Here is a 21,396-nt window from a genome sequence, read left to right as displayed (position 1 = left end):
CGAATTCATTCGCCAAGCAGACCGAAGGTCTGCCCTGCCGGCCGGAAGGGGGTCGCTACGCAACCCTTGGCGAATGAATTCGCCCCTACAGATTGCATCGCCCCCGGTTCTACCCCACCACCTTCGCCGCCATCAGCGCCTCTATCCGTTCGGTGCTCAGTCCCAGCTCGGCCAGCACATCAGCCGTATGCGAGCCCACCGCCCCGCCGGTATGGCGCGGCTCCGGCAGGCCAGCGGAAAACCTGATCGGGCAGGCGATCTGCTTCTGCGGCGGCAGCCCTTCCCGCGGCACTTCCACCACCAGCCCGCGGGCCTTGATCTGCGGATGCTCCACCGCCTCGGAAAGCGGCAGCATGGGCTCCACGCAGGCATCCAGCGCGGCGAAGACCTCCAGCCACTCGGCGAAATCGCGCTTCTCGAACTCGATCTCGATGGCGCGCTTCAGCTCGCGCTGGTCCTCGGCCTTGGGCGACAACCCCTTGGCCGCAAGCTCCGGCCGGCCGATCGCCGCGCATAACTGCTGCATGAACTGCGGCTCCAGGCTGCCCACCGAGAACCAGCGGCCATCGCGGGTGCGGTAGTAGTCGTAGAAGCTGCCGCCATTGAGTACCTGGTTCTCCATGTCCGGCTCCGCACCGGCGCCCAGGTACGCCGCGCCGGCCATGCCATGCAGGGCGAAGGCGCAGTCGGTCATGCTCACATCCACCTGCTGCCCCTCCCCCGTGGCCTGGCGATGGATCACCGCCGCCAGCAGGCCCATCACCCCGTGCAACGAACCACCGCCGATATCCGCCAGTTGCACGCCCAGCGGCAGTGGCCCGCTGTCGCGGCGCCCGGTGTAACTGGCGATGCCGGCCAGCGCCAGGTAGTTGATGTCATGCCCGGCACGGTCACGATAAGGGCCGGTCTGGCCGTAGCCGGTGATGGAGACGTAGATCAGCTTCGGATTGACCGCCTTCAGCGCCTCATAGCCCAGGCCCAGCCTGTCCATCACGCCGGGACGGAACTGTTCCAGGACGATGTCGTACTCGCCCACCAGTTGCTTGACCAGCTCCACCGCTTCTGGCTGTTTCAGGTCCAGGGCGATACTGCGCTTGTTGCGATTGAGGTAGGCGTGGCTGGTGGAGACGCCACCGTCGTGGGGCGGCAGCACGCGCACCAGGTCCATGCGCGAGGGGGATTCCACCCGCAGCACATCGGCGCCCATGTCGGCCAGCAGCAACGAGGCGAAAGGCCCTGGCAGCAGGGTGGAGAAATCGAGGATTTTCAGCGAAGACAGCGGGCCTTTCATGGTTTCTCCTTGAATCATGCCCCTACAGTTTGAACACTCTGCGCGCGTTGGCGTGCAGGAACTTCTCGCGCACCTCATCCGACAGGCCCAGCTCGGCTACCTGCTCCATGCAGCGGGAAAGCGACAGCTGCGGGAAGTTGCTGCCGAACAGCACCTTGTCCTGGCCGTAGCTCCTCATGTACTGCAGCAGGGCCTGGGGGTAGTAGCGCGGCAGGTAGGCAGAAGTATCGATGTAGATGTTGTCGTGCTTCCAGGCGACACCGATCATTTCCTCGGTCCAGGGATGGCCGATATGCCCGGCGACGATGCGCAGCTCGGGGAAGTCCAGCGCCACCTCGTCCAGATAGGGCACGGGCCGGCCGGTTTCCGAGGGCATCAGCGGGCCGGTGTGGCCGACCTGGGTGCAGAACGGGATGTCCAGTTCGATGCACTTCACATAGAGCGGGTAGTAAAGCCGGTGGTTGGGCGGCAGCTTCCATAGCCAGGGCACCACCCGCAGCGCCTTGAACCCCAGCTCGTTCACCGCCCGCTCCAGTTCGCGCAGGGCGGCCATGGGCTTGCTCATGTCCACCGCGGCGACGCCGACGAAACGGTCAGGGTAGGCGCGGGTGTATTCGGCCACTTCGTCGTTGGTGCTGACCCAGCGCTCGGGCCGGCACCAGGCGCTGACCATCAGCTTGTCGATGCCGGCCTTGTCCATCTCGGCCACGGTTTCCTCGGGGCTCAGGCCCCTGTCGAGCAGGGCCGTGGTCCCGGACTTCTCGAACAGGCGCACCGCTTCGGGAATCAGCTCGCGGGTGCGGCCGGTGGCCAGTTGGGCCCAGGCGTCGATGGTGCCGGTTCTGGACATGGTCAACTCCTCCGTTGGTTCATCTGCGCTGTGGTTGCGGTGGAAATCCGCCACGCGGATTTCCACCCTACGGAAAGCGGCCCTGCGTAGGGTGGATCACGCTTCATCGATCCACCATCAGGGGCCGGCCATGGCGTCAGAGCTTCATGCCGCGGCTGATGATCTCTTTCATGATTTCCGAGGTGCCGGCGAAGATGCGCTGGATGCGCGCGTTCGCGTACATCCTGCAGATCGGGTACTCCCACATGTAGCCCCAGCCGCCGTGCAGCTGCACGCCTTCATCGACCACCTTGCCCAGCAGTTCGGTGGTGAACAGCTTGGCCTCGGCGGCCACCTCCGGGGTGAGCTTGTTCTGGTTGTGGTCCATCACGCAGCGGTCGGTGAACACCTGGGCCACGTCGATCTGGGTACGCATCTCGGCCAGCTTGAAGCGGGTGTTCTGGAACTGCGCCACGGGTCGGTCGAAGGCCTTGCGCTCCTTCACGTAGTCGATGGTGGTCCGCAGCGCCGCCTCGGCCCCGGCGACCGCGCCACAGGCATTGGTCAGGCGCTCCTGGGCCAGCATGTTCATCAGGTAGAAGAAACCGCCCTTGGCATCGCCCAGCAGGTTCTCCTTCGGCACCTTGAGGTTGTTGAAGAACAGCTCGGCGGTGTCCTGGCTCTTCATGCCCAGCTTCTTCAGGGTGCGCCCGCGCTCGAAGCCCTCCATGCCCCGCTCCACCAGGAACAGGCCCATGGCGTGCTTGTTCGACGGGTCGGTCTTGGCGGCGACTATCACCACGTCCGCCAGCAGGCCGTTGGAGATGAACACCTTGGAACCGTTGAGCAGCCAGTGGTCGCCCTTGTCCACCGCCGTGGTGCGCATGCCGGCCAGGTCGGAGCCGGCCGAAGGCTCGGTCATGGCCACGGCGAGGATGGTCTCGCCACGGATGATCCCCGGCAGCAGGCGCGCCTTCTGCTCGGCGTTGCCGTACTCGGCGATATAGGGGCCGCAGAGGGCGGAATGCAGCGGGATCATGAAGCCCGGTTCGTTGATGTAGGCCAATTCCTCGGCCATGATCTGCTCGTAGCGGAAGTCCTTGAGCCCGGCGCCGCCGTACTCCTCGTCCGCCCAGGGCAGCAGGAAGCCCATCTCCCCCGCCTTCTTCCAGACGCCACGGTCGACCACCCCGGCGTCCTCCCACTCATCCTGGTGCGGCACTACCTCTTTCTGCAGGAAGGCGCGGAAGGCGTCGCGGAACAGGTTGTGCTCAGTCTCGAAATGAATGCGCTGCATGGTGTTGCCTCCCAGGGCCGAAGTCGTGCCGCAGGTTAGGCGCCAGCGCCGGACGCCCTCAATGACGCAAGCGCTCAGGGGAATTGACCCGATCGGTCACGGCATTCGCGATTGAAATCGCTCCCACAGGGGAAAAATCGCGGACAAAAAAAGCCCGGCTACGGGGGCCGGGCCTGAGAAATCCTCCTCGGCTGGAGGAGAACGCTTTAGCCGATCAGGCAGCAGTTTGCGGAGCAGCAGGCTGCTCGGCGGACTTGCCACCGGAAGCCAGTTCGCTCTGCAGGGTGTTCTCGTCCAGCTGCTTGCACCACTTGGCGACGACGATGGTGGCGACGCCGTTGCCGATCAGGTTGGTCAGGGCGCGGGCTTCGGACATGAAGCGGTCGATGCCGAGGATCAGCGCCAGGCCGGCAACCGGCAGGGTGCCGACGGCGGACAGGGTGGCAGCCAGCACGATGAAACCGGAGCCGGTGACGCCGGCGGCGCCCTTGGAGGCGACCAGCAGCACGGCCAGCAGGGTCAGCTGGTGGGTGAGGTCCATCGGCGTGTCAGTGGCCTGGGCGATGAACACCGCGGCCATGGTCAGGTAGATGGAGGTGCCGTCCAGGTTGAACGAGTAGCCGGTGGGGATGACCAGGCCGACCACGGACTTGTTCGCGCCCAGCTTTTCCATCTTGTTCAGCATGCGCGGCAGGGCCGACTCGGAAGAGGAAGTGCCGAGCACGATCAGCAGCTCTTCGCGGATGTAGCGGATGAAGCGCAGGATGCTGAAGCCGTGGGCACGGGCGATACCGCCCAGGACCACCAGGATGAAGAACACGCAGGTGATGTAGAAGCACAGCATCAGCTGGCCGAGCTGCACCAGCGAGCCCACGCCGTACTGGCCGATGGTGAAGGCCATGGCGCCGAAGGCACCGATGGGGGCGACCTTCATGATCATGTTGATGATGCCGAACATCACGTGGGCGATGCGGTCGATGAACTCCAGCACCGGACGGCCATAGTCACCCATGCGCTGCAGGGCGAAGGCGAAGATCACCGAGAAGAACAGCACCTGCAGGATGTCGCCCGAGGCGAAGGCGCCGACTATGGTGCCGGGGATGACATTGAGCAGGAAGGCGATGGTGCTCTGTTGCTCGCCGGCGGCGGCAAAGGCGGCGATGCCCTTGGTGTCCAGGGTGGACGGGTCGACATGCATGCCGACGCCAGGCTGCACGATGTTGACCACCACCAGGCCGATGATCAGGGCCACGGTGGAGACGATTTCGAAGTAAGCCAGCGCGTAGCCGCCGGTCTTGCCCACTGCCTTCATGTCCTGCATGCCAGCGATGCCGCTGACCACGGTGCAGAAGATGATGGGCGCGATGGCCATCTTGATCAGCTTGACGAAGCCGTCACCCAGGGGTTTGAGCGCGACGCCGGTTTCCGGATAGAAGTGGCCCAGGAGGATGCCGATGGTGATGGCGACAATGACCTGGACGTACAAGCTCTTGTAGAACGGTTGGCGGGACATGGCAGTGTTCCTTTCTAGTGATCCCGACCTGTTCCGTAAGGTCCGGCGTCACCGTGATCGACATATCTCCCTTTCCGGGAGACTTTTGTTGTTGTGCGGTCCAGTCGAATGGACGGCACTGTTCCTATAGCAGCCGCTGTGCCAAGTCCCCAAAATAGAATAAATCCTTATTTTTCAATAACTTAAATAAATAGCAGGCTTGCTGTTCAGCCCTGCTCGGGCGGATTTCCGCCACGCCCCCAGGGGGATTTCCGCCACTTCCGCCCTTGTGGCCACCACAATCGCCGCCCTACCATCGGCCTCCCCGACCACGGATCAGACCCCATGCGCGAACGCACCATTGCCAGTCATTTCGTCCGGGCCGCCCTGCGTGGCGCCGAACGCAATGGCGTGGATTGCGCAGCCCTGTTGCGCGGCGCCGGGATCCAGCCGGCGCTGCTGGACGAGCCCCGCGCCCGGGTCGCCCCGGAGCAGTTCGCGCGGCTGATGCGGCTGCTCTGGGAAACCCTGGACGACGAATTCATGGGGCTGGCCCGGCAACGCAGCAAGCGCGGCACCTTCGCCATGATGTGCCACGCCATCATCCACTGCCGCACCCTGGAAAAGGCCCTGACGCGGGGCGCCCTCTTCTATGGGCTGTTCCCCGATCCGCCGGACATCCGACTGGAACGGGACGGCGACTTCGTCATGCTGACGCTGAACGACTCGGCACTCCTGGACCCCGACCACTTCCTGGTGGAAAGCCTGCTGCTGATCTGGCACCGCCTGGGCAGCTGGCTGATCGGCCAGCGCATCCGCCTGGAAGAAGCCACCTTCGACTATGCGGAACCGGCCCACGCCAGCGAGTACGAACTGCTCTTCCCCACCGCCCGCCGTTTCAACGCGCCCCGTACCGGCCTGCGCTTCCACACCCGCTACCTGGCCATGCCGCTGCTGCAGGACGAGCGCACCCTCAAGCACTTCCTCGAAGATTCTCCGGCCGACCTGCTGGCCCGCCCCGATGGCGGCGACAGCCTGACCAGCCAGATCCGCCGCCTGCTGGGTCGCGACTGCCGCACCTGGCCCGACCTGGAAGCCGTGGCCCAGCAGCTGCACATCAGCCCGCAGACCCTGCGCCGGCACCTGCGGGAAGAAGGTTCGAGCTTCCAGGAGTTGAAAGACCACTTGCGCCGCGACCTGGCCATCTACCACCTTGGCCGCGACGAGCTGTCGATCCAGGACATCGCCGAGCAGCTCGGCTTTTCCGAGCCCTCGGCTTTCCATCGGGCGTTCAAGAAGTGGACGGGGCTGACCCCGGGGGCGTATCGGGCGCAGGAAGTGTGAACACCTAGCTCGGAGATCCTGTAGGGGCGAATTCATTCGCCAAGGGCAGCACCGCTGCCCCCGATCAGTCTCAAAGGCGCAGACCTTCGGCCTGCCTGGCGAATGAATTCGCCCCTACAAGGAAAGCGACCGCTTCACCTGAAGGCGAATCTGATTACAACACCGGAAACCTGATCCGAAACTCCGCCCCGCCCAGCGCCGACTCCTCGAGAAACAGCTCGCCGCCATAGCTCTCGACTATGTCCTTGACTACCGCGGTACCGATACCCTGCCCCGGATGCTGGGAGTCCAGCCGCTCGCCGCGCTTGAGGATGCGTTCGCGCTGGTCCATCGGCACGCCGGGACCGTCGTCCGCCACCCGCAGCTCGCACTGGCCGCCCTGTACCAGGGCGCTGACGCGGACTTGTCCGAGACAAAGGCGGAAGGCGTTTTCCAGCAGGTTGCCGAGCATCTCCAGCAAGGCCCCCTGTTCCATCGGGATCATCAGGCTCCGGTCGAAATCCCGCGTCACCCGCACACGTTTCTCGCGATAGACCTTGTCCAGGGCTTCGCAGAGGGTGTCCAGCAAGGGCGCCAGCTGCACGCGGTGGCGCACCAGGCCGCTCTTGCGCAGGGAGGCGCGCTGCAGCTGGTAGCCGATCTGCTGGCTCATGCGCTCGATCTGGCCCTGCAGCACCCGCGCCTGTTCGCGGTCGGCGGGCCTGGCGGCGATGGTCTCGCTGACCCCCTGCAGCACCGACAAGGGCGTCTTCAGGCTGTGGGCCAGGTCGTCCAGGGAGTTGCGATAACGCTCGCGCTGGAGGCGCTCACTGTCCAGCAGGCGGTTGAGGGACTTGGTCAGGCGCAGCAGCTCGCGGGGGTGCTCGTCGCTCAGGCTGTCGCGGCTGCCGGACTCCACCTCGTCCAGCTCGGCGCTGAGCCCGCGCAGGCTGCGGAATCCCCAGGTGAGCCCGAACCAGAGCAGGCCCAGCAGTACCAGCAGCGCCGCTCCCAGCCAGAAGTAGAGCTGCCGCACGAAGCCGTCATACATACCCTGGTAGTCGTTGAACGATTGCATGGTGACCACGCTGTAGGCGGCCTTCTGGCCCCGCAGCAGGTCCACCTCCACATCGTAGACGAAGAACTCGTGCCCCTCGCCATCGGCGACCCGGAGGAACTCATGGGTCTGGCCGTCGTAGCGCGGCTGGTAGTCCATGCGCTCGTCCCGCGACGAACGCGACTGCCAGACCAACCGCCCCTCGCTGTCATAGATGTAGCCCAGCTGGCGGGCGTCGAGGTTGTCGAACTCCTCATTGGGCAGCTTTTCGGGCATCCGCAGCTCGCCGTTCTCCACCCGCGCCGCGGCGATCAGCGCACTGGCGTCGGCCGCCAGGCGCTGCTGGATGGACTGCTCCAGGGCGATGACGAAAGCCCCGTGCAACGCCGGCAGCAGCGCCAGCATGAACAGCACCGCCATCACCGCTGCGCCCAGCATCAAGCGCACACGCAGGGAGGATCCCAGGCGCCGGTAGACGTATCGCCAACGACGGGTCATCGGCAGCGCTCGGTGAACAGGTAGCCCTGGCCTCGCACCGTGTCGATGGGTTTGAAGCCGCTGCCACCCTCCAGCTTGCGGCGCAGGCGCCCGACCAGCACCTCGATCACGTTGGGATCGCGCTCCTCGTCATCGGGGTAGAGCTGTTCCATCAGGCGCTCCTTGGCGACCACCTGCTGGTGATGACGCATGAGGTACTCGAGGATGCGGTATTCGTAGGCGGTGAGCGGCACCGTCTCGCCATCCAGCTGTGCCTGCTTGCGATTGAGGTCGAGCAGCAACGGCCCCGCCTCGATGGTCGACTGGACGAAGCCCGAGGAACGGCGCAGCAAGGCATTGAGCCGCGCCTCCAGCTCTTCGAACTGGAACGGCTTGACCACATAGTCGTCGGCGCCGGCGGCCAGGCCCTCCACCTTGTCCTGCCAGTTGCCGCGGGCGGTGAGAATCAGGATGGGGAAGTTCCTGCCCTGGCTGCGCAGCTGGCGAATCAGGTCAAGTCCGCTGATGCCGGGCAGGCCGAGGTCGATCACGGCCAGATCATGGTTGTATTCCGCGGCGCGGTAGAGCGCTTCCTCGGCGTTCGGCACGGCATCCACCACATGCCCCTGCTCGCCCAGGCGGGTGTAGAGGTGATGGCGCAGCAGCGCCTCGTCTTCCACGACCAGCAGTTTCATGAGCAGTTCCTCCTATGAATGAGGCAGCCGGGCAGGTGCCCGGCCGCTTGCTCGGAACGACTCAGAACTTGTAGTTGGCTCCCAGGTAGGCTTGGCCGCTGCTGTGCAGGCCCACGGAGCCCAGCTTGGGGCCACCCTGCTCGGCCAGGTCGACGCTGACATTGGTGCGCAAGTAGCGGTAGCCGGCCTCGATGGACGCACTCTTGTTCAGCTCCTGCAGGAGCCCCGCCTGCAGGCCGGCTGCATAGTTGATGTTGCTGTCGCGGCTGAACCCGCGGCTGTCCTGCTCCAGCTTCACCAGGCCAAGGGTGGCGCCGCCGAACAGCTTGGTGTTGTTGTCACCGAGCGGCAGGAACAGATCGTAGCTGCCCAGGAGGTTTTGCTGGCGCAGCTTGTTGCCGCTGTCGCTGTCGGAAATATTCTCGTAGGTCGCGTAGTAGCGGCCGACATCATCCTGTTGGCCGACACGCAGGCCCCAGGTCCCGGTCTTGTGGATGACCTTGTCCAGCGCGGGGCTGGGAACCAGGTTCGCATTCAGCGAATCGGATTTCTGGATGTTGTTGTTGGTCTGGCCCCAGGTCAGGCCGACGAAGGTGTCCGCGGCCTGGGCGCCGGCAGCAGCCAGGGCCAGGGCGGTAGCGAGGGCTATACGGTTCAGTGCGAGTTTCATGAGGTGTTCCTCTTCGAGTGGGGTATGGCTGAACACGGGATGCAGGTTGCCCGCTTGCCCCTGAACTCCAGCTGAACACTTCCTGTACCAACCCTGAACGAACCCCGGGTCCGCCACGCCCTCGCATCTGACGCAAAAAAAACGGGAGCCCAAACGGGCTCCCGCACTCGATTCAGAGAAAATGTCCGGAACCGGCAACGCCAGAAATCCAGACTACAACCTCACCTGCGTTCCAGAAGAAACGCAGGGCTAGTCTGGCAAAAAGCATGGCCGGGGTTCCGTTTCGCTTTGTTTGCCATTTGCAAACATATGTAAACGGTGCTGTTGCTGGCCGATTCCGCCGACGCCGGGCAGAATGCCGCCATGACTTCGAACCACCCCGCCTGCTGCAGCCCAATCGATCCCACCTGGCCCTTCGCTGAAGTCCTGCCAGGTGTGCTCATGCGCTCCTGCCGCTTCGATCCGGACCGACTGGCCGCCGACGACTTTTCCCGTTGCGCCATTCCCGCGCCGGCCAATATCCAGCGCTCGGTAGCCAAGCGGCAGACGGAGTTCCTCGCCGGCCGCCTCTGCGCCCGCGCCGCCCTCCTCGCCCTGACCGGTCGCCCCGAAGTACCCGCGCTTGGGGAGGACCGCGCGCCGGTCTGGCCGAGCGGCATCACCGGCAGCATCAGCCACAGCCACGGGCTGGCGTCCGCCCTGGTGGCCAGCAGCGAGAAGTGGCGCGGCCTTGGCCTGGACCTGGAAGAGCCGCTGGCGACCAGGCGTGCCCTGCGCCTGGCGGAAGAAATCCTCACCCCGGCCGAACTGCAACGACTGGCCGACCTCCCCCCCGAGCAGCAGGCCGAGCGCATCACCCTGACCTTCTCCCTCAAGGAGAGCCTGTTCAAGGCGCTCTACCCCCTGGTGGGCAAGCGCTTCTATTTCCATGACGCCGAGCTGCTGGGCTGCGATGGAAGCCGCGCCAAGCTGCGGCTGCTGATCGAGCTGTCGGGAGAATGGACGGCGGGAAAGGAGCTGGATGGCTGGCATTGCCTCTTCCAGGGCCGAATGCTCAGCCTGGTGGCAGTACCGACAAACTTGTAGGGGCGAATTCATTCGCCAAGCAGGCCGAAGGCCTGCCCTGCAGGGTTTGATGGGGGCAGCTGCGCCGCCCTTGGCGAATGAATTCGCCCCTACAGCGGCCAGAACCTACAGCGACTCCGCCTCGCTCCGCCGGCGCGGCCAGACCAGGCTGAAACGCGCGCCGCCCAGGGCTTCACTGCGGCCGATCTGGGCGCGGCCGGCATGCCAGTAGATGATCCGCCGCACGATGGACAGCCCCAGGCCATGGCCGCCGGAGGCTCGGGTACGGCTGTCGTCCAGGCGCATGAAGGGCTTGAAGATCTTCTCCCACTGGCTTTCCGGCACACCGGGGCCGTCATCCTCGACGTCGATGCGGCAACGCTTGTGGCCGATCTGGTAGTTCAGCTGCACCCGCGACTCGGCATGGCGTATGGCGTTGCTCACCAGGTTCTGCAGGGCACGGTGCAGATAACGCGGCTCGGCCTCCACCCAGGCGCCGTCGCTACCGACGTTCAGGCACAGGCCGCGCTCGATGCGCACCGAAGCACGCAGCGGTGAAAGCTCGGCGATCACCTGGTCGAACAGCGCATCCAGGTCCACCCGCTGGAAATGCAGGGCCGGCGAGCCCTGTTCCAGGCGCGCATAAGTCAGCATCTCGTCCACCAGCTTGTCCAGCTCCTGGATGTCGCCATCCATGCCGTCCATGTATTTGCGCCGTGCCTCGTCGGTCGCGGCATCGGCGATCATCTCCAGACCGAAGCGCAGCCGCGCCACCGGGGTGCGCAGCTCGTGGGACACCGCGCGCACCAGCTCCCGCTGCATCGTCAACAGGCGCTGCAGCTGCACGGCCATGCCGTTGAAGGCCGCGGCCAGGCGGCCCACCGAGTCACCCCCTCTCGCCGGCACCCGCGCATCCAGATTGCCCTGGGCGATGGCGGTGGCGGCACTCTCCAGGCCCATCAGACGGTGCTCCAGCTGGCGCACCAGGAAGTACACGGTAAGGCCGATCAGGGTCAGGCCGAGGAAGCCGATCAGCACCAGCATCTGCGGCGGATAGGGGTTCATCTGGTACAGCGGCCCCATCTCGAGCACCCAGGGCGTGTCCACCATGCCGGCGAACACGCGGATGGAGTCACCATCCTTGCCGAGCGCCATCACGGTATCGCCCTCGTCCACCCGGCGGCGCTGGTCGGCATCGAGGTCGGCCTCCTTCAGCGGGATCAGGCGCAGGTCGAAGCCGAACTGCTTGTTCTCCTTGATCGAGGCCAGGCGCTGGGGCTGCTCGTTCACCGGGAAGCGCACCAGCTCATCCATCAGCAGGTAAATGGTGGCCCGCGCCAGCTGTTCGCTGATCTGCTCCACCTCGCCGGTGAGCATCAGCCGCTCGCTCACGCTGACCAGGCTGATCACCCGCGCCGCGTGGGGCCCGGTCTGTTCCACCAGCACCTGGCCGCGCACCAGGCGGCTGCGCGCCCGGTTATCCAGGCCCGCCCCCTCCATGGGCTGCAGCTCCAGGGGAATGCCCAGCAGGCGGCCCCAGAGCACTATCGCGCGGCGTCGCTCCACTTCATTCATGGGCTGGAGGTTGTCCGCCATCAGGCGGAAGGTGCCGCGGGCCAGGCTTTCACGGTACTGCTCGGCGCGCACCTGGTTGACCTGGTGGATGGTGAAGACGCCCAGCAGCGCCACCAGCACCAGGGACACCAGCATGCCGCCATATATGCGCAGGAAGATCGAATTCATGAACTGTCGCCCGCTCGCCGGCGGCCTTGTCAGAGACCTTCGGCGGCCTCTCTTACGAATAGATAGCCCTTGCTGCGCACCGTCTTGATCAGGCGCGGGTGCATGGGGTCGTCACCGATCTTCGGGCGGATGCGCGAGATACGCACGTCGATGGAGCGATCCTGGCCGTCGTACTCGATGCCGCGCAGGGAGTTGAAGATCTCCTCGCGGGACAGGATGCGTCCGGCATTCACCGCCAGCAGCCACAGCAGGTCGAATTCGGCGCTGGTCAGCTCGATGCTGCGCGCGTTCAGCCAGGCTTCGCGCATGGCGTTGTCGATCACCAGCGGACCGAATTCCAGGCGCCGCTGGTTCTCCGCCGCCGGCGGCTCGGCCACCGCCTCGCTGCGCCGCAACAGGGCGCGAATGCGTGCCAGCAACACACGCGGACGCACCGGCTTGCACACGTAATCGTCGGCGCCCAGCTCCAGCCCCAGCACCTGGTCCATGTCATCGGTGCGCGCGGTGAGCATCAGGATCGGCCCCTCGTACTGGCCGCGCAGCTTGCGGCAGATGGACAGGCCGTCCTCGCCCGGCAGCATCAGGTCCAGCACCACCAGGTCCGGGCGCTCCTTGAGGATGCGCGCCACCGCCTGGCCGCCGTCGGACTCGATGGCCACCTGCAGGCCGTTGCCTTCCAGGTATTCACGAGTCAGATCGGCCAGCCGCTGATCATCTTCGACAATGAGGATTCGCCAGGCTTCTTGCTCCACCACGCACTCCCGCAGACAGCGTCAAGACCATCGGAAAAAGGGCCCGCATTGTAGCAACGACGGACCGATAGCACAGCGCATGCCAAAGAAACTCCAAAACACAAGATATTGTGTTAGCTTGCGACGCCATCGACAGCTCCGCCAAGGCCGGAAAACATGCATTTCGGCGGCGACGAACGGCAGAGCCTAGAGCCGCCGGGCCTTCGCCATCGTTACCCCGCAGTCACCCACAAATCACCCACAACTTATCCACAGGCTAGATGTTGTGGGTCGCCTTGCAATGCCCCCGATAGCGCATTATCTTGTACCCCCATCGAGCCCAGCCCCTACATATTGGGGTGAGGGCGTACCACCGGACACAATTAGAATCAAGCGCTAGAGGCTTTTTCCGAGCCCGACCACCGGTGCGTCACATGCGGTATTTCACCCACCGCCCGCCTTTGGCGAGCAGTGCCGGCCCAGGACACGAAGACCGTGACTGGGGGCCGGAAGCGGGTGCGGCGTGAACAGCGTCCACCACTAGGTATTGTGTTGTCACGGCGGCTTCACACCGTGGCAATTGACTTGTAGGGCCAGGAAGGCACTTGAGTCCTGTCCTTCAGCCCCGTCGCACTCCTTCACGCCCGGCCCCCCCGCCGTGCGTATGGCGTTGTGAAAAGGGAACGAAGGCGACTCGGGCGCCCTTAGATAAATCAGAACATGGAGAACCCCATGCAGACCGACACCACTCGCGAGAACCCGCAGGCCGCAGCGCCGCAGGCCGCCGATTCCAACCAGGATCTGGCAGCTACTGCGCCCGGCCAGCTGCGCGTGATCAAACGCAACGGCACCGTCGTTTCTTACACCGACGACAAGATCACCGTTGCCATCACCAAAGCGTTCCTCGCCGTGGAAGGCGGTACTGCCGCTGCTTCTTCGCGTATCCATGAAACCGTCGCGCGCCTGACCGAGCAGGTCACCGCCACCTTCAAGCGCCGCATGCCCTCCGGCGGCACCATCCACATCGAAGAAATCCAGGACCAGGTCGAACTCGCCCTGATGCGCGCCGGCGAGCAGAAGGTCGCCCGCGACTACGTTCTGTACCGCGAAGCCCGTGCCCAGGAGCGCGCCAAGCGCAGCGCCGGCGCCGAAGTCGCCCAGCCGCACCCGAGCATCCGCATCACCCGTGCCGACGGCACCCTGGTTCCGCTGGACATGGGCCGCCTGAACACCATCATCAGCGAAGCCTGCGAAGCCCTGGCCGAAGTCGACGGCGCGCTGATCGAGCGTGAAACCCTGAAGAACCTCTACGACGGCGTGGCCGAAAAAGACGTCAACACCGCCCTGGTGATGACCGCCCGCACCCTGGTGGAGCGCGAGCCGAACTACTCCTACGTCACCGCCCGCCTGCTGATGGACACCCTGCGCGCCGAAGCCCTGGGCTTCCTCGGCGTCGCCGAAAGCGCCACCCATCACGAAATGGCCGACCTCTACGCCAAGGCCCTGCCGGCCTACGTCGAGAAGGGCGTCGAGTTCGAACTGATCGATCCGAAACTGAAGGAATTCGACCTGGAGAAACTGGGCCGCGCCCTGAACCACGAGCGCGACCAGCAGTTCACCTACCTCGGCCTGCAGACCCTGTACGACCGCTACTTCATCCACAAGGACGGCATCCGCTTCGAACTGCCGCAGGTCTTCTTCATGCGCGTGGCCATGGGCCTGGCCATCGAAGAACCGCAGAAGGAAGAGCGCGCCATCGAGTTCTACAACCTGCTGTCGTCCTTCGACTACATGAGCTCGACCCCGACCCTGTTCAACGCCGGCACCCTGCGTCCGCAGCTCTCCAGCTGCTACCTGACCACCGTTCCGGACGACCTGTCGGGCATCTACAGCGCCATCCACGACAACGCCATGCTGTCGAAATTCGCCGGTGGCCTGGGCAACGACTGGACCCCGGTGCGCGCGCTGGGCTCCTACATCAAGGGCACCAACGGCAAGTCCCAGGGCGTGGTTCCGTTCCTGAAAGTGGTGAACGACACCGCCGTCGCCGTGAACCAGGGCGGCAAGCGCAAGGGCGCCGTCTGCGCCTACCTGGAAACCTGGCACCTGGACATCGAGGAATTCCTCGAGCTGCGCAAGAACACCGGTGACGACCGCCGCCGTACCCACGACATGAACACCGCGAACTGGATTCCGGACCTGTTCATGAAGCGCGTGTTCGAAGACGGCACCTGGACCCTCTTCTCCCCGTCCGACGTACCCGACCTGCACGACCTCTACGGCAAGGCCTTCGAGGAGCGCTACGAGTACTACGAAGCCCTGGCCACCTACGGCAAGCTGAAGCTGCACAAGGTCATCCAGGCCAAGGACCTGTGGCGCAAGATGCTCTCCATGCTGTTCGAGACCGGCCACCCGTGGCTGACCTTCAAGGACCCGTGCAACCTGCGTAGCCCGCAGCAGCACGTGGGCGTGGTGCACAGCTCCAACCTGTGCACCGAGATCACCCTGAACACCAACAAGGACGAGATCGCCGTGTGCAACCTGGGTTCGGTGAACCTGGTGAACCACATCAATGATGGCAAGCTGGACGTCGAGAAACTCGGCCGCACCGTGAAGACCGCCGTGCGCATGCTCGATAACGTCATCGACATCAACTACTACTCGGTTCCGCAGGCGAAGAACTCCAACCTCAAGCACCGTCCGGTTGGCCTCGGCATCATGGGCTTCCAGGACGCCCTGTACCTGCAGCACATCGCCTACGGTTCCGACGCCGCCATCGACTTCGCCGACAAGTCCATGGAAGCCATCAGCTACTTCGCCATCCAGGCCTCCTGCGACCTGGCCGAAGAGCGCGGCGCCTACGAGACCTTCCAGGGCTCCCTGTGGTCGCAAGGCATCCTGCCGATCGACTCCCAGAAGCTGCTGATCGAAGCCCGTGGCGCCAAGTACATCGAAGTCGACCAGAGCGAGAGCCTGGACTGGGCCCCGGTGCGCGAGCGCGTCAAGAAAGGCATCCGCAACTCGAACATCATGGCCATCGCGCCGACCGCGACCATCGCCAACATCACCGGCGTATCGCAGTCCATCGAGCCGACCTACCAGAACCTCTACGTGAAGTCGAACCTCTCCGGCGAATTCACCGTGATCAACCCCTACCTGGTACACGACCTCAAGGCCCGTGGCCTGTGGGACCCGGTCATGGTCAACGACCTGAAGTACTACGACGGCTCCGTGCAGCAGATCGAGCGCATCCCGCAAGACCTGAAAGACCTGTACGCCACCGCCTTCGAGGTCGAAACCAAGTGGATCGTCGACGCCGCCAGCCGCCGCCAGAAGTGGATCGACCAGGCCCAGTCCCTGAACCTCTACATCGCCGGCGCCTCCGGCAAGAAGCTGGACGTGACCTACCGCATGGCCTGGTACCGTGGCCTGAAGACCACCTACTACCTCCGTGCCCTGGCCGCCACCAGCACCGAGAAGTCCACCATCAACACCGGCAAGCTGAACGCAGTGAGCTCGGTGATCGACGAAGGCCTGCAAGCCGCCCCGGCCGCCGCACCGCAACCGGCTCCGGTGCCGAAGGCCTGCTCCATCGACAACCCGGACTGCGAAGCCTGCCAGTAACAGGTCACGCACGAAGCCCCTCCCTCCCCTCTCCCGCTTGCGGGAGAGGGGCCGGGGGTGAGGGCAAGAACAGCAAGAGCCACACCCACAAACCGGGTGTGCACAGGCCAGGGCAATCCACCGCCCGGCCATGAACCACCGCTTTAGCGTGCACCACCAATCACGCATCCAGACACCAGGAGAGGAACAATGCTCAGCTGGGACGAATTCGACAAGGAAGACCCCACCGAAGCCAAGGCGGCCCCCGCCGTAGCCCAGGCCGCCGCCGCTGCCGTCGACAAGCTCGACGACGAAGCCGCCGGCTCCGTTGAAGACGCGCGCGCCGTATCCGCCGCCGACTCCGACGCCGTCGCCCGCGCCAAGAAGGCCCTGGACGCCCTCGACATCCAGGAAGGCCTGGACGACCTCGAAGGCTCCGCCGCGCGCGTGCAGGTCGGCGACAAGCAGATGATCAACGCCCGCGCCGACCTCAACCAGCTCGTGCCCTTCAAGTACGACTGGGCCTGGCAGAAGTACCTGGATGGCTGCGCCAACCACTGGATGCCCCAGGAAGTGAACATGAACGCCGACATCGCTCTGTGGAAGAGCAAGGACGGCCTCAGCGAAGACGAGCGCCGCATCGTCAAGCGTTCCCTGGGCTTCTTCTCCACCGCCGACTCCCTGGTTGCCAACAACCTGGTGCTGGCCGTGTACCGCCTGATCACCAACCCCGAATGCCGCCAGTACATCCTGCGCCAGGCCTTCGAAGAGGCTATCCACACCCACGCCTACCAGTACTGCATCGAGTCCCTGGGCATGGATGAAGGCGAGATCTTCAACATGTACCACGAGATCCCGAGCGTCGCGAAAAAGGCCTCCTGGGGCCTCAAGTACACCCGCTCCATCTCCGACCCGCGCTTCGAAACCGGCACCCCGGAAACCGACCGCCAGTTCCTGCGCAACCTGATCGCCTACTACTGCGTACTGGAAGGCATCTTCTTCTACTGCGGCTTCACCCAGATCCTCTCCATGGGTCGCCGCAACAAGATGACCGGCACCGCCGAGCAGTTCCAGTACATCCTGCGCGACGAGTCCATGCACCTGAACTTCGGCATCGACATGATCAACCAGATCAAGATCGAGAACCCGCACCTGTGGGATGCGGCGATGAAGGACGAAGCCACCCAGATGATCCTCCAGGGCACCCAGCTCGAGATCGAATACGCTCGCGACACCATGCCGCGCGGCGTACTGGGCATGAACGCGGCCATGATGGAGGACTACCTCAAGTTCATCGCCAACCGCCGCCTGACCCAGATCGGCCTGAAAGAGGAATACCCGGGGGCCAGCAACCCGTTCCCGTGGATGTCCGAGATCATGGACCTGAAGAAGGAGAAGAACTTCTTCGAGACGCGCGTTATTGAATACCAAACTGGTGGCGCGCTGAGCTGGGATTGAATTGGGCAAGCGTAGTTTTTCAACAAACACTGAAATTTTTTCACTGAATGTTGAAACGGTGCACCAATCCGGTGCTTAGCCGCTGCCCTGGGGAGGGCAGCGGCGCCGGCCATCCGAGGCTGGCTAGTAGTACGGTCGAGACCATTAGCCCCGAAGGAATTGAGGGCAGCAATGAGTAAACAACAGGGCCGGCGAGCATTGCTCGCTGGCCCTTTTTACTGGCGAGACAGCTCCGCTTTGGGGGAAAAGCAGCCGTCACCTTCCCGTGTAACTTACAACCTCAGTTTGATTCCGTCTGGCCATCACAAGCCAGGATCATCGATGTACCAGGGGGTACGCCGAATTGGACGAACAAGGAAAGACCAAGCCCGCAAATGGGCGGTACGACACCAACGACGAAACGAAACGAATCGTCTGGACTCAGGCTGCCGGCCACTGCGAGCTATGCGGCACCGATCTCACGTTCGACTATCGCGCAGGCAAGCCAATGAAGTGGGGCGAGGTAGCCCACATCCTACCGGCCAGCCCCCAAGGTCCGCGGGGGCGTAAGGACCATGACGAAGCAAAGGCGCAGGGGCTCACTAACGACAGCGCCAACCTCATGCTCCTCTGCCCAGGCTGTCACAAGAAGATTGATCGTGACGCGGATGGCTACCCGGAAAATGACCTGAGTGGCCTGCACCAAGCCTACCTCGAACGTATCCGCCTCGCTGCGACAACGCCCGATGGCGGCCGCGCAATTCCCGTAATCGTGCAGAGCCAGCACTTCGCAACGAGCAATGACATTTCCGTTCGCGATCTGCTGACTGCAATGTCTTCCGAGGGACTAACGGCCTTCGACCATCCCATCAAGATCACGTTCTCGCCTCCCGGACCTCGTGGCAGGGATACGTTCTATTGGCAGAAAATCAAGGACGACATCCAGCACGACCTGGAACAGCAACTGAAACGCCGTGGGGGCACCTATGGCGACGCGCCTGCGCTGGCCGTCGTGGGTGTGGCTGATATTCCAGCGCTGATGCTATTGGGACAGGCCATAGGCGACCGCTCTAAACGCCTGCTCTTTTCCTTCAATCGCGAGCATCGCCTGCGCTGGCCCGATCAAGCTGCTGAGCCGCCAGCGTTTCTGTTCACTCCCCCACCAGATGACGATGCGCCGCTAGCGCTGGTGCTGTCCATCTCAGCCCAGATCCCGCATCGCGATGTGTACGAAGCCCTACCTGGCGCACGCATCGCCGAGCTGACCATTCCGGAGCCCAGTTACACGATGGTCCAGAATCGGCGGGTGATTCATGCGTTCCGCGACGCGCTCCAGATACGTCTCAGCCAACTCGAGGCTCAGACCCCGAAAACGATCCATGTTTTTGCGGCGATTCCGGCCGCCCTTGCTATCGAGTTTGGCGCCCTGCTCACCACGCAACATCAGCATCCGTACCTGATCCTTGATCGGGATAGAGATAGCCAGAACCAGTTCAAGCCAACACTGCATTTGGGCCCGGAGGCCCAGGAGGCCCAGCAATGCTCATGAGCAACGAACAGACCAAGCGCGATAGTTGGGAGAACATGGCTGCCGACCGCTACGAGAAGACGCTCAAACTGGCCGTGGAAGCTCTGGAGCTCCCGGAAAGTGCCTATGAAAAGGCGATCAGCCGCTACCAAGATCTGGGGGCATGGTTCGGCCGCCCCGAGTCCTCGATAGATGCTAACGATCCGCATGTTTTCGCCCAAGGGTCCTTTGCCTTAGGCACTGCCATCCGGCCGCTGCTCGATGGTGAAAGCTATGACCTCGATCTGGCTTGCAAACTGCGTACAGGAGTGACCAAAGCGACTCACAATCAGTACGACCTGAAGCAGATGGTGGGGAAAGAGCTCGAGAGCTACCGAGAGGCTCGCCGTATCTCCAACCCTCTAGAGGAAAAGCACCGCTGCTGGCGACTTGAGTATCAGGACGGCTTGAGCTTCCACATGGATGTCGTGCCCTGCATTCCCACCGATCTCGGCTACAGGCAGCAGCTAACTGCTGCATTGGAGAGCCGGGGGCTAGATAAAGCCCTGGCCAGCACGGTAGCAGACGACTCGGTGAACATCACTGACGACCGGGCGCCCAACTACAGAATCAGGGACCTCTACTGGCAGGTTAGCAACCCCGAGGGCTACATCGAGTGGTTCAAGTCCCGCCAGCGGGGAGAAGGTTTAATGGGCTTGATTGAAGCTCGCGCCCAGGTTGATGAGGTACCGCTGTACCGCCGGAAAACGCACCTGCAGCGCTGCATCCAGTTACTCAAGCGACATCGAGACCTGATGTTCAAGGCAAATTCCGAGTCCAAGCCGATCTCGATCATCATCACGACGCTTGCTGCCCGCGGCTACAGTGGCAGTCCGACCTTAGCTGGGGCAATGGAACAGGTGCTTCGGAGCCTTATCGACTTCCGCGCATCGAACTCCAATGAAGTCCCGAACCCCGCCAACCCAAGTGAGAATTTCGCCGATCGCTGGATTACCCCCGAAGGACAGCGCCTCCATCTCAAGGAGAATTTCCACTTCTGGGTACGCCAAGCAGCCATCGACATCCCCCGTCTAGGCGATCTCGTTAACAGCACCGAGCTATCTGAGCAGCTCGAAGACAAGTTGGGTGTCCGATTCTCCGCTACAACGCTGGAGAGCAAAGTCGGCCTGCAGATTGCCGCGAGCACCGTCCAGGCGCCACATGTGCACATCCCGCAAGATGCGCCTCGCCCGTGGGGTCGCAACTAAGATGTCTCGGCTGGACGAACTTGAGGCCTTCCTTCACAGCCAACCTGGGATGGCTCTCAAGCCATCTCAGGATGGCTGTGTCCATATCAAGGGACGGCTGAGATTTTCTGCTTCATACGACGGATCCCCTACGGTAGTAGACAGCTTTCAGTTGCACATCAAAATCTCGCAGCAGATCAAAGATCAACTGCCAGAGGTATATGAGATTGGAGGAAGAATACCCAGCGACGGCAACCATCATATCAATCCAAACGGGACACTTTGCCTTGGAGCCCCAATTAGGCTCCACATGATTCTCGGCAAAAGCTTCAAGCTCACCGAGTTCATAGAACGCTGCGTCATTCCCTTCCTCTATGCAATATCGCTTGGCGAGATGGGGCACGAGAGGTTCAAGCTTGGCGAGCTTGCACATGGATCAAGGGGGTTGGTGGAGGACTACATCAAACTCTTCGGCTGCTTGTCTAGGGCTGAGGTGAAACGCTTTCTCCAGACTCTGACTCAAAAGAAGCGCCTGGTAAACAAGAAGCCCTGCCCATGCGGCTGCGGTAGAAAGTTAGTGAAATGCCGAACTCACAAATTAATGGCAGCGCTGCGGGTCGCTGCCCCTAGAAGACTACTCAAGGACACGCTTGCAGAGATCTAAGTCGATAGCCTTCCACGGCGAGTGTATCGCAATCCTCTCACTGAAATTAATCATGCCATCCTCATTCTCTGGATCAAGGCGCTTTTGGCGCCCCGATTGCTACGCGTCGGTTTGCTAAGAGATCACCAGTCGGCTTGTGGCTTGTGGTGTTTGGCGGCAATACCGATCGAGTAGGAGGTGGGGTCGCCCCCACCGTCCTCTCACACCACCGTACGTACGGTTCCGTATACGGCGGTTCAGGTCATACGGCTAAGCCGATTGATCGTAT

At 63.4% G+C, this 21,396-nt stretch carries 16 protein-coding genes; 7 read left to right on the top strand and 9 right to left on the bottom strand.

The annotated features are described in order from the left end of the window. Positions 1–109 precede the first annotated feature (109 nt). The 4 genes from ACFPU0_RS18750 to ACFPU0_RS18735 all read right to left on the bottom strand — a co-directional run bounded on the left by ACFPU0_RS18750 (position 110) and on the right by ACFPU0_RS18735 (position 4,930). Positions 110–1,291, bottom strand: a complete 1,182-nt coding sequence (locus ACFPU0_RS18750) for a CaiB/BaiF CoA transferase family protein (protein ID WP_377694786.1) — start codon at positions 1,289–1,291, stop codon at positions 110–112. A 22-nt stretch (positions 1,292–1,313) separates the two neighbouring features. Next, positions 1,314–2,141: an amidohydrolase family protein gene (locus tag ACFPU0_RS18745; RefSeq protein ID WP_377694785.1), complete on the bottom strand. Its 828-nt coding sequence runs from the start codon at positions 2,139–2,141 to the stop codon at positions 1,314–1,316. Positions 2,142–2,277: 136 nt separating this feature from the next. Then, on the bottom strand, positions 2,278–3,417 hold the full coding sequence (locus tag ACFPU0_RS18740) for an acyl-CoA dehydrogenase family protein (RefSeq protein WP_377694784.1): 1,140 nt from the start codon (positions 3,415–3,417) through the stop codon (positions 2,278–2,280). 214 nt (positions 3,418–3,631) lie between these two features. Next, a complete protein-coding gene (locus tag ACFPU0_RS18735) occupies positions 3,632–4,930 on the bottom strand; it encodes a dicarboxylate/amino acid:cation symporter (RefSeq protein ID WP_377694783.1) in 1,299 nt (432 codons plus the stop codon). A 324-nt stretch (positions 4,931–5,254) separates the two neighbouring features. Between ACFPU0_RS18735 and ACFPU0_RS18730 the strand changes: the two genes are divergently transcribed. Continuing rightward, the gene (locus tag ACFPU0_RS18730) at positions 5,255–6,253 is read left to right on the top strand and encodes an AraC family transcriptional regulator (RefSeq protein ID WP_377694782.1); all 999 of its coding nucleotides are present in this window, start codon (positions 5,255–5,257) and stop codon (positions 6,251–6,253) included. A gap of 154 nt (positions 6,254–6,407) precedes the next feature. Here the strand turns inward: ACFPU0_RS18730 and ACFPU0_RS18725 are convergent, their stop codons facing one another. From ACFPU0_RS18725 to ACFPU0_RS18715, 3 genes are all read right to left on the bottom strand, one after another. Next, positions 6,408–7,787 (bottom strand): ATP-binding protein, encoded by a 1,380-nt coding sequence (locus tag ACFPU0_RS18725; RefSeq protein WP_377694781.1) that lies wholly within the window; start codon positions 7,785–7,787, stop codon positions 6,408–6,410. Continuing rightward, complete coding sequence (locus tag ACFPU0_RS18720) at positions 7,784–8,461, bottom strand: response regulator (RefSeq protein ID WP_377694780.1); 678 nt, start codon at positions 8,459–8,461, stop codon at positions 7,784–7,786. Before ACFPU0_RS18720 ends, ACFPU0_RS18725 begins: the two co-directional genes overlap by 4 nt. A gap of 61 nt (positions 8,462–8,522) precedes the next feature. After that, positions 8,523–9,131, bottom strand: coding sequence for an outer membrane beta-barrel protein (locus ACFPU0_RS18715; RefSeq protein WP_377694779.1), 609 nt, complete (start codon positions 9,129–9,131; stop codon positions 8,523–8,525). 363 nt (positions 9,132–9,494) lie between these two features. Here ACFPU0_RS18715 and ACFPU0_RS18710 point away from each other — a divergent pair, with 363 nt between their 5' ends. Then, the gene (locus tag ACFPU0_RS18710) at positions 9,495–10,217 is read left to right on the top strand and encodes a 4'-phosphopantetheinyl transferase family protein (RefSeq protein ID WP_377694778.1); all 723 of its coding nucleotides are present in this window, start codon (positions 9,495–9,497) and stop codon (positions 10,215–10,217) included. 105 nt (positions 10,218–10,322) lie between these two features. Here the strand turns inward: ACFPU0_RS18710 and ACFPU0_RS18705 are convergent, their stop codons facing one another. Beyond that, positions 10,323–11,939, bottom strand: coding sequence for an ATP-binding protein (locus tag ACFPU0_RS18705; RefSeq protein WP_377694776.1), 1,617 nt, complete (start codon positions 11,937–11,939; stop codon positions 10,323–10,325). Between the two features lie 29 nt (positions 11,940–11,968). Continuing rightward, positions 11,969–12,691, bottom strand: coding sequence for a response regulator (locus tag ACFPU0_RS18700; protein WP_377694775.1), 723 nt, complete (start codon positions 12,689–12,691; stop codon positions 11,969–11,971). A gap of 711 nt (positions 12,692–13,402) precedes the next feature. Between ACFPU0_RS18700 and ACFPU0_RS18695 the strand changes: the two genes are divergently transcribed. The 5 genes from ACFPU0_RS18695 (at position 13,403) to ACFPU0_RS18675 (ending at position 21,128) form a co-directional block, all read left to right on the top strand. Next, a complete protein-coding gene (locus ACFPU0_RS18695) occupies positions 13,403–16,294 on the top strand; it encodes a ribonucleoside-diphosphate reductase subunit alpha (RefSeq protein WP_377694774.1) in 2,892 nt (963 codons plus the stop codon). A gap of 189 nt (positions 16,295–16,483) precedes the next feature. Beyond that, entirely contained in the window at positions 16,484–17,731 is a 1,248-nt protein-coding gene (locus ACFPU0_RS18690; RefSeq protein ID WP_377694773.1) for a ribonucleotide-diphosphate reductase subunit beta, read from the top strand. Positions 17,732–18,074: 343 nt separating this feature from the next. Continuing rightward, positions 18,075–19,259 carry an SAVED domain-containing protein gene (locus tag ACFPU0_RS18685; protein WP_377694772.1) on the top strand — a complete coding sequence of 395 codons (1,185 nt, stop codon included), beginning with the start codon at positions 18,075–18,077 and terminating at the stop codon, positions 19,257–19,259. Then, a complete protein-coding gene (locus tag ACFPU0_RS18680) occupies positions 19,256–20,485 on the top strand; it encodes a nucleotidyltransferase (RefSeq protein WP_377694771.1) in 1,230 nt (409 codons plus the stop codon). The genes ACFPU0_RS18685 and ACFPU0_RS18680 overlap by 4 nt, the downstream gene beginning before the upstream one ends. A 1-nt stretch (position 20,486) precedes the next feature. Further along, positions 20,487–21,128 carry a hypothetical protein gene (locus ACFPU0_RS18675; protein WP_377694770.1) on the top strand — a complete coding sequence of 214 codons (642 nt, stop codon included), beginning with the start codon at positions 20,487–20,489 and terminating at the stop codon, positions 21,126–21,128. The last annotated feature ends 268 nt before the right edge of the window (positions 21,129–21,396 follow it).

Origin of the sequence: Pseudomonas sp. GCM10022186 (assembly GCF_042656385.1) — a bacterium.
Classification (GTDB): Bacteria; Pseudomonadota; Gammaproteobacteria; order Pseudomonadales; family Pseudomonadaceae; genus Metapseudomonas.
The sequence above is the reverse complement of the archived record's forward strand: the minus strand, read 5'-3'. Positions and strand labels throughout refer to the sequence as shown.

What these genes read in the sequence shown, in the direction of transcription:
- ACFPU0_RS18750 (WP_377694786.1), bottom strand. Translation starts at nt 1,291, where the DNA reads ATGAAAGGCCCGCTGTCTTCGCTGAAAATCCTCGATTTCTCCACCCTG.
- ACFPU0_RS18745 (WP_377694785.1), bottom strand. Translation starts at nt 2,141, where the DNA reads ATGTCCAGAACCGGCACCATCGACGCCTGGGCCCAACTGGCCACCGGC.
- ACFPU0_RS18740 (WP_377694784.1), bottom strand. Translation starts at nt 3,417, where the DNA reads ATGCAGCGCATTCATTTCGAGACTGAGCACAACCTGTTCCGCGACGCC.
- ACFPU0_RS18735 (WP_377694783.1), bottom strand. Translation starts at nt 4,930, where the DNA reads ATGTCCCGCCAACCGTTCTACAAGAGCTTGTACGTCCAGGTCATTGTC.
- ACFPU0_RS18730 (WP_377694782.1), top strand. Translation starts at nt 5,255, where the DNA reads ATGCGCGAACGCACCATTGCCAGTCATTTCGTCCGGGCCGCCCTGCGT.
- ACFPU0_RS18725 (WP_377694781.1), bottom strand. Translation starts at nt 7,787, where the DNA reads ATGACCCGTCGTTGGCGATACGTCTACCGGCGCCTGGGATCCTCCCTG.
- ACFPU0_RS18720 (WP_377694780.1), bottom strand. Translation starts at nt 8,461, where the DNA reads ATGAAACTGCTGGTCGTGGAAGACGAGGCGCTGCTGCGCCATCACCTC.
- ACFPU0_RS18715 (WP_377694779.1), bottom strand. Translation starts at nt 9,131, where the DNA reads ATGAAACTCGCACTGAACCGTATAGCCCTCGCTACCGCCCTGGCCCTG.
- ACFPU0_RS18710 (WP_377694778.1), top strand. Translation starts at nt 9,495, where the DNA reads ATGACTTCGAACCACCCCGCCTGCTGCAGCCCAATCGATCCCACCTGG.
- ACFPU0_RS18705 (WP_377694776.1), bottom strand. Translation starts at nt 11,939, where the DNA reads ATGAATTCGATCTTCCTGCGCATATATGGCGGCATGCTGGTGTCCCTG.
- ACFPU0_RS18695 (WP_377694774.1), top strand. Translation starts at nt 13,403, where the DNA reads ATGCAGACCGACACCACTCGCGAGAACCCGCAGGCCGCAGCGCCGCAG.
- ACFPU0_RS18690 (WP_377694773.1), top strand. Translation starts at nt 16,484, where the DNA reads ATGCTCAGCTGGGACGAATTCGACAAGGAAGACCCCACCGAAGCCAAG.
- ACFPU0_RS18680 (WP_377694771.1), top strand. Translation starts at nt 19,256, where the DNA reads ATGAGCAACGAACAGACCAAGCGCGATAGTTGGGAGAACATGGCTGCC.
- ACFPU0_RS18675 (WP_377694770.1), top strand. Translation starts at nt 20,487, where the DNA reads ATGTCTCGGCTGGACGAACTTGAGGCCTTCCTTCACAGCCAACCTGGG.